The 15,014-nt window shown below is 67.4% G+C and carries 13 protein-coding genes; 7 read left to right on the top strand and 6 right to left on the bottom strand.

Annotated elements, in window-relative coordinates:
• Window positions 1–124 precede the first annotated feature (124 nt).
• A complete protein-coding gene (locus C7401_RS18430; protein ID WP_112172833.1) occupies window positions 125–1,837 on the bottom strand; it encodes a DEAD/DEAH box helicase in 1,713 nt (570 codons plus the stop codon).
• A 435-nt stretch (window positions 1,838–2,272) separates the two neighbouring features.
• A complete protein-coding gene (locus C7401_RS18425) occupies window positions 2,273–2,542 on the bottom strand; it encodes an acyl-CoA-binding protein (protein ID WP_112172832.1) in 270 nt (89 codons plus the stop codon).
• Between the two features lie 189 nt (window positions 2,543–2,731).
• Between C7401_RS18425 and tsaB the strand changes: the two genes are divergently transcribed.
• The 4 genes from tsaB to C7401_RS18405 are packed head-to-tail and all read left to right on the top strand — an operon-like array spanning window position 2,732 to window position 6,120.
• On the top strand, window positions 2,732–3,556 hold the full coding sequence (gene tsaB / locus C7401_RS18420) for a tRNA (adenosine(37)-N6)-threonylcarbamoyltransferase complex dimerization subunit type 1 TsaB (protein ID WP_112172831.1): 825 nt from the start codon (window positions 2,732–2,734) through the stop codon (window positions 3,554–3,556).
• Entirely contained in the window at window positions 3,553–4,047 is a 495-nt protein-coding gene (gene rimI, locus C7401_RS18415; protein ID WP_112172830.1) for a ribosomal protein S18-alanine N-acetyltransferase, read from the top strand. The genes tsaB and rimI overlap by 4 nt, the downstream gene beginning before the upstream one ends.
• The gene (locus C7401_RS18410) at window positions 4,034–5,044 is read left to right on the top strand and encodes a uracil-DNA glycosylase (protein ID WP_112172829.1); all 1,011 of its coding nucleotides are present in this window, start codon (window positions 4,034–4,036) and stop codon (window positions 5,042–5,044) included. Before rimI ends, C7401_RS18410 begins: the two co-directional genes overlap by 14 nt.
• The gene (locus C7401_RS18405) at window positions 5,044–6,120 is read left to right on the top strand and encodes a DUF1853 family protein (protein ID WP_112172934.1); all 1,077 of its coding nucleotides are present in this window, start codon (window positions 5,044–5,046) and stop codon (window positions 6,118–6,120) included. The genes C7401_RS18410 and C7401_RS18405 overlap by 1 nt, the downstream gene beginning before the upstream one ends.
• A gap of 40 nt (window positions 6,121–6,160) precedes the next feature.
• Here the strand turns inward: C7401_RS18405 and thiD are convergent, their stop codons facing one another.
• Both thiD and lplT read right to left on the bottom strand, forming a co-directional pair.
• Window positions 6,161–6,967: a bifunctional hydroxymethylpyrimidine kinase/phosphomethylpyrimidine kinase gene (thiD, locus tag C7401_RS18400; protein ID WP_112172828.1), complete on the bottom strand. Its 807-nt coding sequence runs from the start codon at window positions 6,965–6,967 to the stop codon at window positions 6,161–6,163.
• A 142-nt stretch (window positions 6,968–7,109) separates the two neighbouring features.
• Window positions 7,110–8,420 carry a lysophospholipid transporter LplT gene (lplT, locus tag C7401_RS18395; protein WP_112172827.1) on the bottom strand — a complete coding sequence of 437 codons (1,311 nt, stop codon included), beginning with the start codon at window positions 8,418–8,420 and terminating at the stop codon, window positions 7,110–7,112.
• Window positions 8,421–8,640: 220 nt separating this feature from the next.
• Between lplT and alr the strand changes: the two genes are divergently transcribed.
• The 3 genes from alr (at window position 8,641) to C7401_RS18380 (ending at window position 11,512) form a co-directional block, all read left to right on the top strand.
• On the top strand, window positions 8,641–9,711 hold the full coding sequence (alr, locus tag C7401_RS18390) for an alanine racemase (protein WP_112172826.1): 1,071 nt from the start codon (window positions 8,641–8,643) through the stop codon (window positions 9,709–9,711).
• A gap of 16 nt (window positions 9,712–9,727) precedes the next feature.
• Window positions 9,728–11,104: a DNA repair protein RadA gene (gene radA / locus C7401_RS18385; protein WP_112172825.1), complete on the top strand. Its 1,377-nt coding sequence runs from the start codon at window positions 9,728–9,730 to the stop codon at window positions 11,102–11,104.
• Between the two features lie 144 nt (window positions 11,105–11,248).
• Window positions 11,249–11,512 (top strand): DUF2866 domain-containing protein, encoded by a 264-nt coding sequence (locus tag C7401_RS18380; RefSeq protein WP_181565608.1) that lies wholly within the window; start codon window positions 11,249–11,251, stop codon window positions 11,510–11,512.
• Window positions 11,513–11,576: 64 nt separating this feature from the next.
• On the opposite strand, the gene C7401_RS18375 is transcribed toward C7401_RS18380, so the two are convergent.
• Entirely contained in the window at window positions 11,577–12,845 is a 1,269-nt protein-coding gene (locus C7401_RS18375; RefSeq protein WP_373864442.1) for a CaiB/BaiF CoA transferase family protein, read from the bottom strand.
• A gap of 73 nt (window positions 12,846–12,918) precedes the next feature.
• A complete protein-coding gene (locus tag C7401_RS18370) occupies window positions 12,919–14,868 on the bottom strand; it encodes an ATP-binding cassette domain-containing protein (protein ID WP_112172822.1) in 1,950 nt (649 codons plus the stop codon).
• Window positions 14,869–15,014 lie beyond the last annotated feature (146 nt).

The raw sequence follows: 15,014 nt of genomic DNA, 5'->3' as shown, positions 1-15,014 counted from the left end.
ATTTTTCATATCGTGAAATTTGCGTGGAAATAAAAAAAGACCGGTGCCTGAGCACCGGTCCTTGAGCATTTCGCTGCGGCGGCGGGGCGGCTCGAAGGCCGCGCCACACGCCGTTGTCGGTTATTTAGCTGTCGCGACGTGCGCCACGCGGGCCGTCGTTGCGGCGCGCGCCGTAACCGCCACCGCCTTCGCGCGGGCGGCCGTAGCCTTCGCGTTGCTGGCTGTAGCCGCCGCGGTTGCCTTCGCCGCTGCGCGAGCCGCCGCCGAAGCCGCCTTCACGCGAACCGTAGCCGCCTTCACGGGCGCCATAGCCGCCACGCGAGCCTTCCGGCTTGTTGCCCCAGCTGTTGCCGTTGCGATCGCCACCGTTGCCGCCATTGCCACCGCGTGCGCCGTAGCCGCCCGGCTTGCCGTTGCCGCCACCATTGCCGAAGCGACGGCCACCGCCGTTGCCACCGCCGGGGCGGCCGCGGCCACCGAAGCCTCGGTTGGCCGGCGGTGCCTTGCGCGGCTCGAAGCCTTCCACGACGTTCACGGGCAGCGGCGAGCGCACGAAGCGCTCGATGCGCTTGAGCGCGCCTTGCTCGGCGTGATGCACGAGGCTCACCGCCACGCCCGAGCGGCCTGCACGGCCGGTACGGCCGATACGGTGCACGTAGTCTTCGGCGAACTTCGGCAGGTCGTAGTTGAAGACGTGCGTGATGCCGGGGATGTCGATGCCGCGCGCCGCGACGTCGGTCGCGACGAGCACGCGCACGCGACGCTCGCGCAGGGCGCGGATCGTGCGGTTACGCGCGCCTTGCGGCAGGTCGCCGTGCAGCGCGGCGCTTTCGAAGCCAGCGTCGGCAAGCTTGCCGGCGAGCTGGTCGGCGTCCATCTTCGTTGCCGTGAACACGATGGCCTGGTCGAGGCTTTCGGCGCGCAGCAGATGGTCGAGCAGACGATCCTTGTGATCGCGGTCGTCCACGTAGTGCACGGTTTGCGCGATGTTCGAGTTCGCTTCGACCTTGCGCACGATCTCGATACGCTCCGGGTCCTTCAGCAGACGGCCCGTGATCGACGCGATCTTGCCGTCGAGCGTGGCCGAGAACAGCATCGTCTGACGCGATTCGGGCGTGGCGGCCACGATCGTGTCGATGTCGTCGATGAAGCCCATGTCGAGCATGCGGTCGGCTTCGTCGAGCACGAGCATCTTGAGTTCGGACAGATCGATACGGCCGCGCTCGAGGTGATCGAGCAGACGGCCCGGCGTCGCCACGAGAATCTCGGGGTTCTTCGCGAGCAGCATCAGTTGCTGGCCATAAGCCACGCCGCCGAGAATGCTGACGGTGCGCAGACGGCGCAGGTGCTGGCCGTACGTCGAAGCGGCCGTCGTCACCTGCATGGCGAGCTCACGCGTGGGCGTGAGGACGAGGAGGCCGGGGCGCGCCACGGGTTGCGGGCGGCGCTGGCGGCGATCGCCTTGCTGGCTGTTCGCGCCTTGCGGACGCGGCTCGCGCGGCTGGGCGGCCTGGGCCTTTTGAATCTGGGCAAAGCGCTCGATGGCGGGCAGCATGAATGCTGCGGTCTTGCCCGAACCGGTCGGGCTGGAGACCAGCAGGTCGCGGCCGGCGATCGCAGCAGGAATGGCGCGTTCCTGCACGGGCGTCGGAGCCTTGTAGCCCGCCGCGGTCAGCGCGGAGACGATCTCCGGCGACAGACCGAGCGATGCGAACGTCGGACCCGTGGGGGTGTCGGCGGCTTCTTGCGCAGGCGCTTCAGCGCTGGCAGCGGCGTCGAGACCGAGGGCGTCGTTGGCGATCGCGTCGAGGGGGCTTTGGGTATTGCTCGAAGTCATGAAAATCCTTGGTACACAGGAAATAGAACGTCGGCGCCAATCGGCATACCCAAGTCGTCGGATTTTGCGAACAAATCGAAAAACGGGGGCAATCCGCACACATCCGCGGATTTTCGTTAGAAGCTGTTTTGGGTGCGACCAAGGCCGGGATTGGCCAGTCGCCAGCCTGATTCTTGACGGCCCGAAAACAGGGCCACGGCAGGGGGGGACAGGTTCTAAACTGGATTGGAGCTTAACGCTACGTGGCGTTGCGCTGATCGAACTAGCGACCGGAGCAGCAACGCAGCGCGGATTATATCTCGTTTTGTTGCGTCGCGCCAGAACAATATGCCGCAGGGGGCGGGCGGCGCAAGAGGAGGCGGGCGGGACGGCGTGCGCTCACGCGGCCCGCCCCGTGGGGGCGGCTGAGGGGGAACTGCGGGAGCCGCGTGGAGATCAGCTCGTGGCGCCGCTCTTGAGCGACTCGACGAGCTCGACATACTGCTGCTTCGCCGTATCCTGCGCCGTGCCTTGCAGGGCGGCCCACGCGTCGTACTTGTATTTGCCGACGATATCGGTGAAGCCGGGCTTGTCGCCGTGCACGTCGCCTTCGGTTGCCTGCTTGAAGAGCGCGTACAGACGCAGGAGCGTCAGGTTGCCGGGACGCTCCGGGAGTTGCTGCACGTCTTGCTGGGCTTGCGCGAACAGGGCGTTCACATCGCTCATGGTTTTTTTCTCCGCATGTTGATTCAGGTCTGCGCCGATGGTAGCAGCGCAACCCGGCGAAAGGCTGGAGCGATTCCTCCACTCGGGGCGCGAACGCATGGGCATTCGCGCCCCTCCACGCGATGGCGTGTGCGTCGCATGGCGAGCGCCGGGGGCCCGCGTGGGGGGCGGGGCATTACAATAGCGCTCATGAATGAAACCGTGCTGCTTGCCCTCGATACCTCGACCGAATATTGCTCGGTCGCGCTGCTTCGCGTCGCCCCGGGCGGCGCGCAGGCTTCCCCCTCCGCCAGTGGAACTACCGCCCTGGAGCCCACCGCCGGGTCGCGCTCCGAAGTGAGCGTCTGGGTGCGCCACGAGGCCACCGGGGCGGTTTCCAGCACGCGCCTCTTGCCGGCCATCGGCGAATTGTTCGAAGAAGCCGGGCTGACGCTCGCCGACTGCGACGCGATTGCGTTTGGCGCGGGGCCGGGCTCGTTCACGGGACTGCGCACAGCAACGGGCGTGGCTCAGGGGCTCGCGTTCGGCCTCGATATTCCGGTGGTGCCGGTGGGCACGCTGCTCGTGTGCGCGGAAAGCGCGCGGCTGCGCGACCCCGGCGCCACACGCGTGCTGGCCGCGCTCGACGCGCGCATGGACGAAGCCTACTGGGCCGACTACGCCTGGGACGCCGAAGCCGGCGACTGGCGCACGCTGCAAGGCGCGTCGCTCGACGCGCCCGAGCGCATCGTCGCCCCTGAAGAGCCCTTCACGCTGGCCGGCAACGCGGCCGCCGCGTTCGGCGCACGGCTGAGCGCCGCCGCTGCCGCGCGCACCGTCGACGGCGAGGCGCTGCCGCATGCGCTGCCGCTCGCCCACGCGGCGCTGCGCGCGTATCGCGCGGGTCGCACGCAACGCGCCGACCAGGCCGCGCCCGAATACGTGCGCAACAAGGTCGCTCAGACCACGGCCGAGCGTCTGGCCGCGAAGGCCGGGGCACAGCCAGGCGGGACCGGTGGCGAGGGCTCACGATGAGCGGCGTGCTCATGACGGAGCGCTATCTGTCGCCGATGACCGAGAGCGATCTGGATGAGGTCGTGATCGTCGAGCGGTTGGCTTACGAGTTTCCGTGGTCGCGCGGCAACTTCGAGGACTCGCTGCGCAACGGCTACTACGGCCTGTGCATGCGCCACGTCACGGGCACGCTGATCGGCTATTGCGTGCTGATGCCGGTGGTGGACGAGATGCATCTCCTGAACCTGTGCGTGGCGCCTCCGGCGCAAGGCGTGGGCGCGGGCCTCGCGATGCTGCGCGAGGCGGTGCGCATTGCGCACACGCAGGGGCTCGAAGGGCTGCTGCTCGAAGTGCGGCCGTCGAATCATCGCGCGATCCGTCTGTACGAGCAGTTCGGGTTCATCACGATCGGCCGTCGCAAGAACTACTATCCGGCGCGGCATCACAGCCGCGAGGACGCACTCGTGATGCGTTTTTCTTTTGCAGGGGAGGGCGCGGATGCCGCTCGATGAGATCGCGCTGGAGGAGTTAGGGCTCGCGCCGCGCTGGGTGCGCAAGGGCGCACGGACTGCCGTGGCGGCGCTACCGGCGTCAGTCGAAGCGGCTGCCGAAGCCGCTGGCGAAGCGATTGCCGTTGCGCCGCCGATCGCGCGCGAGGCCGCGCCTGAACCGACGCGCTCGCGCGTCGAAGCGCCGGTCGCACAGGCTGCGACACCGGTTGCCGCGCCGCGTGAAACCGTCGCGCAACAGGCCGATCCATTGCCGGCGCCCGAAGCGGCCCCGCGCGCCGCGCCCGTCGTGAAGGCGGCGCCGCTTTCTTCCGACGAACCGCCGCCCTTCACCGAAGACGATTTCGCCTGGTTCGACAGCGTCGCCGAGCCGGCGTTGCCGCACGACGCCCCAGGCGCGCAGTCGAACAGCGCCGCGCGCGACGACGTTGCGACGCTCGACTGGGACGCGCTCGCCGGGCGCGTTGCGTCGTGCACGCGCTGCCGCCTGTGCGAGAAGCGCACGAACACCGTGTTCGGCGTGGGCGACCGCGAGGCGGAATGGATGCTGATCGGCGAGGCGCCCGGCGAAAACGAGGACCGCCAGGGCGAGCCCTTCGTCGGCCAGGCGGGCAAGCTGCTCGACAACATGCTGCGCGCACTCTCGCTCGCTCGCGGCGAGAACGTCTACATCGCGAACGTCATCAAATGCCGGCCGCCCGGCAACCGCAATCCCGAGCCCGATGAAGTCGCGCGCTGCGAGCCGTATCTGCAACGTCAGGTGGCGCTCGTGAAGCCGAAGATCATCGTCGCGCTCGGCCGCTTCGCGGCGCAGAGCCTGCTCAAGACCGACGGCAGCATCGCGTCGCTGCGCGGACGCGTGCATGAGTACGAAGGCGTGCCCGTCATCGTCACCTACCACCCCGCGTATTTGCTGCGCAGTCTCCAGGACAAAGCGAAGGCCTGGGCCGATCTCTGTCTTGCGCGCGATACGTGGCGCGCGGCGTCCGGCGGCGACTGATGAACGCCGCGCGGCCGGCGGACGCATCCGGTGCCGCAGGCGAGGGCGGGCCGTTCGACGCCGCCCGCGCTGTCGAGCCCGCCAGCCGCGACGCACTCGACATCCTTACCGATTGGGCCGTGCGCGATCTCGCATGGCTGCTCTTCAGCGCCGATCTGTTGCGCGCACAACCGCCCTTGGCCCCGCTCGCGCAGCTGTGGGCCGATGCTGGGGGACCGGACGCCGCGCGCGACTGGCTCGTCCGGCTCGATCGCGATCCCGCGCGTTTGCACGAAGCGCTTGCCGCCGCGCCGACCACGCGACTCGGGCGCTATGCCGAAAACCTGCTTGGCTGGTTTCTCGCGAACGGTCCTGCCGCGCGGCTCGTTGCGCAGAATGTGGCGCTGCGCCACGCGGGGCGCACGCTGGGCGAGTGCGATTTTCTCGTGCAGTCACGCTCGGGTGAACGCCTGCATTGGGAACTGGCGGTGAAGTTCTACCTGCACGTGGGGGCGGGTGACGCGGGCGCATCGCTTGCGGATTACGTGGGACCGAATCTGCGCGATCGCTTCGATCTGAAGCTCGCCCATCTGCGAGAACATCAACTACGCCTGACCGAGCGTGAAGAGTTCGCTTCGCTCGGTCTCGGTGGTCCGTGGCCCGCGCAGATGCTCGTGAAGGGCAGGCTCTTTTATCGCGCGGGAGAGGTCATGCCGTCGCCCGTGCAAGACGCCCCGGAGCTTGCCGCCGATCACGGGCGCGGCTGGTGGGTGACGCGTTCGGAGTGGCCGGCATTCGCGCAGCGGCAAGCGGCCAGTGGCTGGTGTGCGCTGCCAAGGCTCGCGTGGCTCGCTCCGCGTACGCTGCCGCGCGACGCGGCGCAGCCGGGAGGCGACGCCATCTTGACGGCGCTCGCCGCTCCGGCGGACCCCGAAACGCTACTCGCGGCGCTCACCCGGCCGCACGACCCGGCGCTCGTCGCCGCCTTCATGGCTGACAGCGCGGGCGGTTATCGCGAGTGCTCGCGCGGCTTCATCGTTCCTGACGACTGGCCCGAACTCGCGGCCGAATACGCGCGTCAACAAGACCGGCGATAAGCCCGTCAACAAGCCCGTCAACAAGCGAGCGCGATCTCGCTCACCACCAGCGCCAGAAATGATGCACCGGCCCGACGCCGTGGCCGACGTCGAGGCGCTGGCTCGCTTCGAGCGCCGCAGTCAGATACTGCTTGGCCTCGCCGACCGCCGGCGCGAGCCCGCCGTGTTGCGGCCAGAGCGCGGCGATCGCGGAAGAAAGCGTGCAGCCCGTGCCGTGCGTATTGGTGACCGGCACGCGCGGGCCGCCCAGGCGCAGCGTGCCGCCCGCTTCGATCAGCCAGTCGGGACTGTCCTGGCTGCCGAGGTGGCCGCCTTTCATCAGCACGGCCTGCGCGCCGAGCGAGCGCAGCGCTTCGCCTTGTTCGACCATGGCCGCTTCGTCGGTGGCGGGCGCCACGCCGAGCAGCGCGGCGGCTTCCGGCAGATTCGGCGTGACGATGCCCGCGAGCGGCAGCAACTCGTCGCGCAGGGCGGCCACGGCCTCGGGTGCGAGCAGCGCGTGGTTGCTCTTCGAGATCATCACGGTGTCGAGCACGACGCGCGGCGGGCGGTGGCGGCGCAGCGCATCGGCCACGGCGCGCACGATCGAGGCGTTCGCGAGCATGCCGATCTTCACGGCGTCGATGCGGATGTCGTCGAACACGGCGTCGAGCTGGGCGGTCACGAAGTCCGCGTCGGGCGCGTGGATCGCGGTGACGCCGCGCGTATTCTGCGCGGTGAGCGCCGTGATGACGCTCGCGCCGTAGGCGCCGAGCGCGGAGAACGCCTTGAGGTCGGCCTGAATGCCGGCGCCGCCGCCCGAGTCGGAGCCGGCGATCGTGAGGACGTTGAAAATCGGTGAGTTCATGGCAGCGTCAGGTGCGCGTCGCGCGCGGCGGGTTTGGACGGCCCAGCCGCGCGTGCGCAGGAAAGAGTCGGTTCGGCAAACACGGCGGGCGGCTATGCAAGCGCGTGCAGCGGCTCGCATCCACGCGCCCGCGCGCCGGTGATCAATGCCTGTGATTTTCGCCGATCAGCGCGACCGAGTCGAACGAGCGTTGATTCGCCTGGTGGCGGCGCATCACGAGCCACATCATCAGGCAGACGAAAGTGCCGAACAGCACGATGACGATGGTCACCGGCACGTCGAGCCAGACGAGCACGGCATAGAGGCACAGCATGATGAGCACCGAGAGGTTCTCGTTGAAGTTCTGCACGGCGATGGAGTGGCCGGCCGAGAGCAGCACGTGGCCGCGATGCTGGAGCAGCGCGTTCATCGGCACCACGAAGAAGCCCGAGAGACCGCCCACGATCATGAGGAAAATGTAGGCGAAAACGAGGTAGCCCGGAATGCGCAGATGGCCGATATGCAGGCCCCAATGCGGCGGAAAGAGATGGCGCGTGTAGAACGCCATCAGCATCACGGCGATACCCATGATGATGCCGACGGGCAGCACCGAAAGCGACTTCTTGAGCGGGATGCGCGCGGCGGCGATCATCGCGCCGGCCGCCACGCCCACGGCCACCACGGCCTGGAGCACCGCGCCTTCGGAGAGCGACATGCCGAGCGATACTTCGGCCCATTTGAGCACGATGAACTGGAGCGTCGCGCCCGCGCCCCAGAAGAGCGTCGTGACCGCCAGCGAGATCTGGCCGAGCTTGTCGTGCCAGAGGGTGTTGAAACAATCGGCGAAATCGGTGATGAGGCGCACGACGCCGTGCTGCTGGCGCGGGTAGCGTGCGCCGGTGTCGGGAATGCGCAGGTTGAAGAGCGCGGCGATCACATAGATCACCATGATGACGAGCATCGCGGCTTCGGCCGGCGTGTTGATCGCGGCGGGCGTGTGCTTGATCACATGCGAGGCGATGTGGGGGCTGATCAGCGCGCCGCCCAGCACGGTGCCGAGGATGATCGAGCCGACCGTGGTGCCCTCGATCCAGCCGTTGGCGGCGACGAGGCGCTCAGGCGGCAACAGCTCGGTGAGAATGCCGTATTTGGCAGGCGAATAGGCCGCCGCGCCGAAGCCCACCACGCCGTAGGCGAGCAAAGGGTGGGTGCCCGCCAGCATCATGGCGCAGCCCACGACCTTGATTGTGTTCGTGATGAACATCACGCGGCCCTTGGGGCGGGAATCTGCGAAGGCGCCGACGAAGGCGGCAAGAACGACGTAGGAAAGGACGAAAAACAGCTTGAGCAGCGGCGTCATCCAGTTCGGGGCGTGGAGATCTTTCAGCAGTGCAATTGCAGCGATCAGGAGCGCATTGTCGGCCAACGACGAAAAAAACTGCGCGGCCATGATGGTGTAAAAGCCTTTTTTCATCTGATGCGATGCTTTCCTCGCTGCGGTCCGTCCGCCCCGGACGGGTGGGAGGCATCCGGGCTTATTACGTTCGAAATGGGTTGTGCGCAGGGCTTTATATCACGAAAATAGGTGCATTCGGACTAGCACAATCCTTGACCGCCCATCAGGCGGGCCTGCCGGGCGCTGAAAACACCCTGTAAGCTCCTGATTCAAAAGCGTCTTTGTGAAAATATCTCCCATGCCGCGCCCCCTCTCAGCAACGATTCATACCGCCGCTCTCGCCAATAATCTCGCCGTCGTCCGCAAGTACGCGCCACAGTCGAAGATCTGGGCCGTCGTGAAGGCCAATGCCTACGGGCACGGGCTTGCGCGAGCGTTTCCGGGCCTGCGCGCGACGGACGGTTTCGGCCTTCTCGACCTCGAGGAGGCGGCGAAGCTGCGCGAGCTCGGCTGGGCAGGTCCGATCCTGCTGCTCGAAGGCTTTTTCCGGCCGACCGACATCGACGTGATCGACCGCTATAGCCTCACGACCGTCGTCCATTGCGACGAGCAGATGCGCATGCTCGAAATGGCGCGGCTCTCGAAGCCGGTCAATATCCAGCTCAAGATGAACAGCGGCATGAACCGGCTCGGCTACACGCCGGAGAAGTATCGCGCCGCCTGGGAGCGCGCGCGCGCGAATGCCGGCATCGGCCAGATCACATTGATGACCCACTTCTCGGATGCCGACACGCCGCGTGGCGTGGGCGAGCAGATGGCGGCGTTCGAGCGCGGCGCGCAGGGCATTGCGGGCACGCGCAGTCTCGCCAATTCGGCCGCCACGCTCTGGCATCCGTCCACGCACTTCGACTGGGTGCGGCCCGGCATCATTCTGTATGGCGCCTCGCCTTCGGGCGTCGCCACGGCGCTCGACGGCGTGGGCCTGCAACCGGCCATGACGCTCGCCTCAGAACTCATCGCGACGCAAAACGTGGCCGAAGGGCAAACCGTCGGCTACGGCTCGACCTTCACGGCGCGCAAGCCCATGCGCATCGGCGTGGTGGCGTGCGGTTACGCCGACGGCTACCCGCGCGTCGCGCCCGAAGGCACGCCGGTGATCGTCGACGGCGTGCTCACACGCGTCGTGGGCCGCGTCTCCATGGACATGCTCACCGTCGACCTCACGCCGGTGCACGGTGCGGGCGTGGGCGCGCGCGTGGAGCTGTGGGGCGCGAACCTGCCGATCGACGACGTCGCGAAAGCCTGCGGCACGATCGGCTACGAGCTGATGTGCGCGGTGGCGCCGCGCGTGCCGGTGCGCGCCGAATAACGCCATGGCAAAGAGCATGGCGAAGGTCAAAACGCTGTATACGTGCACGGAATGTGGCGGGCAAGCGCCCAAGTGGCAAGGCCAGTGCCCCGCGTGCGGAGCGTGGAACACACTCGTGGAAGGCGTGGCGGAAACGGCGGGCAGTCACCGCTTCCAGTCGCTCGCGAAGAGCGCGCCGGTGCGCCGTCTCGCCGATATCGAGGCGTCCGACGTGCCGCGCTTCACCACCGGCGTGGGCGAGTTCGACCGCGTGTTGGGCGGCGGGCTCGTGGCGGGCGGCGTGGTGCTGATCGGCGGCGATCCGGGCATCGGCAAGTCGACGCTGCTGTTGCAGTCGCTCGCGCAGATCGCCGCGGAGCGTCGCGCGCTCTACGTGAGCGGCGAGGAATCGGCGGCGCAGATCGCGTTGCGCGCGCAACGGTTGGCGCTGCTCGATCCGGGCTCGATGGCGAGCGAACTGCAACTGCTCGCCGAAATTCAGCTCGAAAAAATCCAGGCGACGATCGAGACGGAAAAGCTCGATGTCGCCGTGATCGACTCCATCCAGACGATCTATTCCGAAGCGCTGACGTCCGCGCCGGGCTCGGTCGCCCAGGTGCGCGAATGCGCGGCGCAACTCACGCGCATCGCGAAGCAGTCGGGTACCGCGATCATCATGGTCGGGCACGTGACGAAAGAGGGCAACCTCGCGGGCCCGCGCGTGCTGGAGCACATCGTCGACACCGTGCTGTACTTCGAGGGCGACACGCATTCGTCGTTCCGTCTCGTGCGCGCGTTCAAGAACCGCTTTGGCGCGGTCAACGAGCTGGGCGTGTTCGCGATGACCGAGAAGGGCTTGCGCGGCGTGGCGAATCCGTCCGCGCTCTTTCTCTCGCAGCACGAGCAAAGCGTGCCCGGTTCGTGCGTGCTCGTGACGCAGGAAGGCTCGCGGCCGCTGCTCGTCGAGGTGCAGGCGCTCGTCGACACCGCGCATGTGCCCAATCCGCGCCGCCTCGCCGTCGGCCTCGAGCAGAACCGGCTCGCCATGCTGCTCGCGGTGCTGCATCGGCACGCGGGTATTGCGTGCTTCGATCAGGATGTTTTCCTCAACGCCGTGGGCGGTGTGAAGATCACCGAACCGGCCGCCGATCTGGCCGTGCTGCTCTCCATCCATTCATCGATGCGTAACAAGGCGTTGCCCAAGGGTCTGATCGTTTTTGGCGAAGTGGGGCTGGCCGGCGAGATCCGACCCTCGCCACGCGGCCAGGATCGCTTGAAGGAAGCGGCGAAGCTCGGCTTTTCATGCGCGCTGATTCCCCGCGCCAATGCGCCGAAACAGCCGATCGAAGGTTTACAGGTGATTGCGGTGGAGCGCATCGAGGAGGCGATCGGCCGGGTGCGCGAACTCGATTGAGCGCGGCGGCGCAGGCAAAAACGCCTGTACTGTCGCGTAATGATTAGTAACAACCCTGGTCGCCGCTGTAACCTTTTCGATTCGCGATTTCCCTATCCTTGGGGCCGATGTTCCACACGTGTCCAGAGCAAAAAGGATAGCGACTTGAAACAGACTGATACGTCCGTCGGCGATCGTTCGATCGTCGTACGCGGCTGCCGGGTTTCGCAGCCGCTCATGCAACCTTGGGGCAGCACTTGCCGCATTGTCGAGTGGATCGACGGCGACGGGCGCATTTCGCGCCGCGTCGTGGCCGAAGACGTGACGGCGGCCGAAGTGCGCAGCACCATCGCGCACCACGTGGAAGGCCGCAAATATGTGCTGTACGACGACGAACGCGCTCCGCGGCAAACGCTGCCGCGACGCTAGCCGGTAAAAATGGGCGCTACGAAGCGCCCATTTTTCATTGCGCGGCCGGTTTGCGCGCGGGCGCTCAGCCCCACGGTCCGTAGGTGAAGGGCTTTTTCGCCCCCGGGGTGTCCGGTGCGCCCGGATTGGCCCCTGTGCCGGTTTGACCGGGTTGTGCGCTTTGTCCGCTCTGTCCAGGTTGTCCTGCTTGCCCCTGATAGCCCGCTTGTCCGAACGGCGCGCCATGCGGCTGCCCGGCCGGCTGGCCGAGCCCGGCCTCCTCGGCCTGCTTCTTCGCGGCCATTTCGTCCATGATGGCCTGCAACACTTCGGCGTTGAAGAGCGGGTGGCGTGACGCTTCACCAGGCGTCAGGACCGGCGACACGCAGCAGGCGATGGATTCCAGCCGGTCGATCCAGGTTTGCAGCGACTCGGATGCAATGATGGCCGCCAGCTCGCGCGTGAGCGCGGCGGCGTCGGCGCCGCCGATCGCCTGACCGAGGCTCCAGTGCCGCTCGGCCCAGTCGTCGCGGCCGATGGCCTGGCAAAGCGTTTGCCAGAATTTCAGCTCCAGCGCGCCGACGGCGAGCCAGCGGCCGTCCTGGGTGCGATAGAGGTTGTAGCAGGGCACGCCGCCGTTGAGCAGGCCGCCGCCGGGTTGCAGCGCCGCGGCGTCGTCGTTGGCGAGCGCGACCTGTGCGACCACGTTATGCGCGTAGCTCGCATGCGCCATGGAAACATCGACGAAACGGCCTTCGCCGCCGCGCGCCACATGCCAGAGCGCCGCGAGCATCTGCGTGACGGCCGAGAGCGCGCCGCCGAGCAGGTCGGCGATCTGGAAGTTGGGCAGCACCGGCGCGCCGTCGCGCGTGGCGAGCTGGTCGAGCACGCCCGCGTAGGCGACATAGTTGATGTCATGACCCGGATGACCGGCAAACGGGCCGGTCGCGCCGTAACCGGTGATCGCGCAATACACGAGCTTGGGATTCACGGCGCGCAGCACCTCGTATCCGACCCCGAGACGGTCCATCACGCCGGGCCGAAAACTCTCCACGAGCACGTCGGCGTCGCGCGCGAGGGCGAGCAGTACCGCGCGCCCGTTCTCGGTCTTCAGATCGAGCCGCGTTTCACGCTTGCCGCGATTGACGAGGAGGTAAAACGCGCCGGGCCGCGCGGCCACTTCGTCGACGGCGCTTTGCATCATGACGCGCGCCGCGTCTCCGGCGCCGGGCGGCTCGATCTTCAGCACGTCGGCGCCCATTTCCGCGAGCCGCAAGGTGGCCACGGGCCCGGGCAGAAGGCGGGTCAGATCGAGTACGCGAAGGCCCTGCAATGCGGCGGCGGGTGACGACACTCGTGGCTCCCTGGCGAATGGACGTGGCGGAAAAGGCGGCTGTGCCTGGACAAGTCGGTGAAAGTGCGCTGCGCTAGCCGATCTGTTCGAGTTCCTCGTGCGCGTCGAGCCATTCGGCTTCGAGCGCATCGAGGCGCGACTGCACTTCGGCCTGGCGGCGGATTGCCTCGGTCAGGCGGCTCTTTTGCTCGGGCTCGTAGCTCGCCGGGTTGGCGACGAAGGTGTCGAGCGTACTCTTTTCGGCGTTGAGCGCGTCCATTTCCTTTTCGATCTTGCCGATTTTCACCTGCAACGGCTTCTTCAGATGCGCCACCTTCTGGCGCTGCTCGGCTTCCTGACGGCGTTGCTCCTTGCGGTTGACGCCGTCGCCCGCGCCTGCGCCGTTCGCCGCATTCGCCGTGCCGGATGCCGCCTCCTTGAGCGCCGCGCGTTGCTCGGCCGCGTGCTGGAGCAGCCAGTCGCGGTAATCGTCGAGGTCGCCGTCGAACGGCTGGAGGCGGTGCTTCGCCACCAGCATGAACTGATCGGTCGTGGCGCGCAGCAGATGCCGGTCGTGCGACACGAGAATCAGCGTGCCTTCGAACTGCGCGAGCGCCATGGTGAGCGCGTGGCGCGTTTCGAGGTCGAGGTGGTTGGTCGGCTCGTCGAGCAGCAGCAGGTTGGGCTTTTGCCAGATGATGAGCGCGAGCGCGAGGCGCGCCTTTTCGCCGCCCGAGAACGGCGCGATGGGCGCCGTGGCCATCTCGCCCGGGAAGTTGAAGCCGCCGAGGAAGTCGCGCAGTTCCTGCTCGCGCGTGTCGGGCGCAAGACGCGCGAGATGCTGGAGCGGGGTGTCGTCGGGTCGCAGCGTTTCGAGCTGATGCTGCGCGAAATAGCCGATTTGCAGGCCCTTGCCCGTGCGCAGGTCGCCCGAGAGCGGTGCGAGCGTGCCCGCGAGCGTCTTGATGAGCGTGGACTTGCCCTGGCCGTTCGCGCCGAGCAGGCCGATGCGCTGGCCGTTCTGGATCGACAGCGTCACGCGTTCGACGATGGGCGTTTCGCTGCCGTCTTCGGCGCGATAGCCGCAGCGCACGTTTTCCATGACGAGCATGGGGTTGGGCGCGGAGTCGGGCGCACGAAATTCGAACGTGAACGGCGAGCTGGCGTGCGCGGGCGCGATCAGTTCCATTTTTTCGAGCGCCTTCACGCGGCTTTGCGCCTGGCGAGCCTTGGTGGCCTTGGCCTTGAAGCGGTCGATGAAGCTTTGCAGATGCGCGACGGTGCGCTGCTGTTTTTCATAGGCGTTTTGCTGGAGCGCCAGTTGTTGCGCGCGCAGGATCTCGAACTGCGAGTAATTGCCGCCGTAGCGTTTGACCTGCTGGTTTTCCAGATGCAGCGTGACGTTACAGACCGAGTCGAGGAATTCGCGGTCGTGCGAGATCACGACGAGCGTGCCGGGATAGCGGTGCAGCCAGTCTTCGAGCCAGACGATCGCGTCCAGATCCAGGTGGTTCGTGGGTTCGTCGAGCAGCAGGAGGTCGGAGCGGCACATCAGCGCCTGCGCGAGGTTCAGGCGCATGCGCCAGCCGCCCGAGAAGCTCGACACGGGCTGGCGCGTTTGGTCGAGCGTGAAGCCGAGCCCGAGCAGCAGGGCTTCCGCCCGCGCCGGGGCGGTGTAGCCGTCGGCGTCGGCGAAGGCGCCGTGCGCCTCGGCTTCGGCCGCGCCGTCGTGTGCCGCCGAGGCCGCGGCGATGCGCGCCTCGATCTCGCGCAGCGCGGCGTCGCCGTCGAGCGTGTAGTCGAGCGCGGTGCGGTCCACCGCCGGGGTTTCCTGCGCGACGTGCGCGATGCGCCAGGACGGCGGCAGCGAGAAGTCGCCGGCGTCCGCGTGCAGTTCGCCGCGCAGCACGGCGAACAGGGTCGATTTGCCCGCGCCGTTTGCGCCGACGAGACCGGCCTTTTCGCCGGGGTTCAGCGTGAACGAGGTTTGCTCGAAAAGCGGCTTGGTGCCGCGGGCAAGACTGAATTGGTTGAAGCGGATCACGACGGCGCCGGCAGGAAGGAAACGAGAGAAAGCGCTATTTTAGCCGGGTACACGGCGTCGCCGGCATCAGCCGTTCGGCTAGCCGTTTGGTCGAGTGCGAATTGCATGCATTCTCACGTAGACTGGCGCTTTTCCAGGGGAGAGCC

Source organism: Paraburkholderia unamae, from assembly GCF_003268775.1.
Lineage (GTDB): Bacteria > Pseudomonadota > Gammaproteobacteria > Burkholderiales > Burkholderiaceae > Paraburkholderia > Paraburkholderia unamae.
This window is presented reverse-complemented; position numbering and strand designations above follow the sequence as displayed.

What these genes read in the sequence shown, in the direction of transcription:
- alr (WP_112172826.1), top strand. Translation starts at nt 8,641, where the DNA reads ATGCCGCGCCCCCTCTCAGCAACGATTCATACCGCCGCTCTCGCCAAT.
- rimI (WP_112172830.1), top strand. Translation starts at nt 3,553, where the DNA reads ATGAGCGGCGTGCTCATGACGGAGCGCTATCTGTCGCCGATGACCGAG.
- radA (WP_112172825.1), top strand. Translation starts at nt 9,728, where the DNA reads ATGGCGAAGGTCAAAACGCTGTATACGTGCACGGAATGTGGCGGGCAA.
- C7401_RS18425 (WP_112172832.1), bottom strand. Translation starts at nt 2,542, where the DNA reads ATGAGCGATGTGAACGCCCTGTTCGCGCAAGCCCAGCAAGACGTGCAG.
- lplT (WP_112172827.1), bottom strand. Translation starts at nt 8,420, where the DNA reads ATGAAAAAAGGCTTTTACACCATCATGGCCGCGCAGTTTTTTTCGTCG.
- C7401_RS18410 (WP_112172829.1), top strand. Translation starts at nt 4,034, where the DNA reads ATGCCGCTCGATGAGATCGCGCTGGAGGAGTTAGGGCTCGCGCCGCGC.
- C7401_RS18430 (WP_112172833.1), bottom strand. Translation starts at nt 1,837, where the DNA reads ATGACTTCGAGCAATACCCAAAGCCCCCTCGACGCGATCGCCAACGAC.
- thiD (WP_112172828.1), bottom strand. Translation starts at nt 6,967, where the DNA reads ATGAACTCACCGATTTTCAACGTCCTCACGATCGCCGGCTCCGACTCG.
- tsaB (WP_112172831.1), top strand. Translation starts at nt 2,732, where the DNA reads ATGAATGAAACCGTGCTGCTTGCCCTCGATACCTCGACCGAATATTGC.
- C7401_RS18405 (WP_112172934.1), top strand. Translation starts at nt 5,044, where the DNA reads ATGAACGCCGCGCGGCCGGCGGACGCATCCGGTGCCGCAGGCGAGGGC.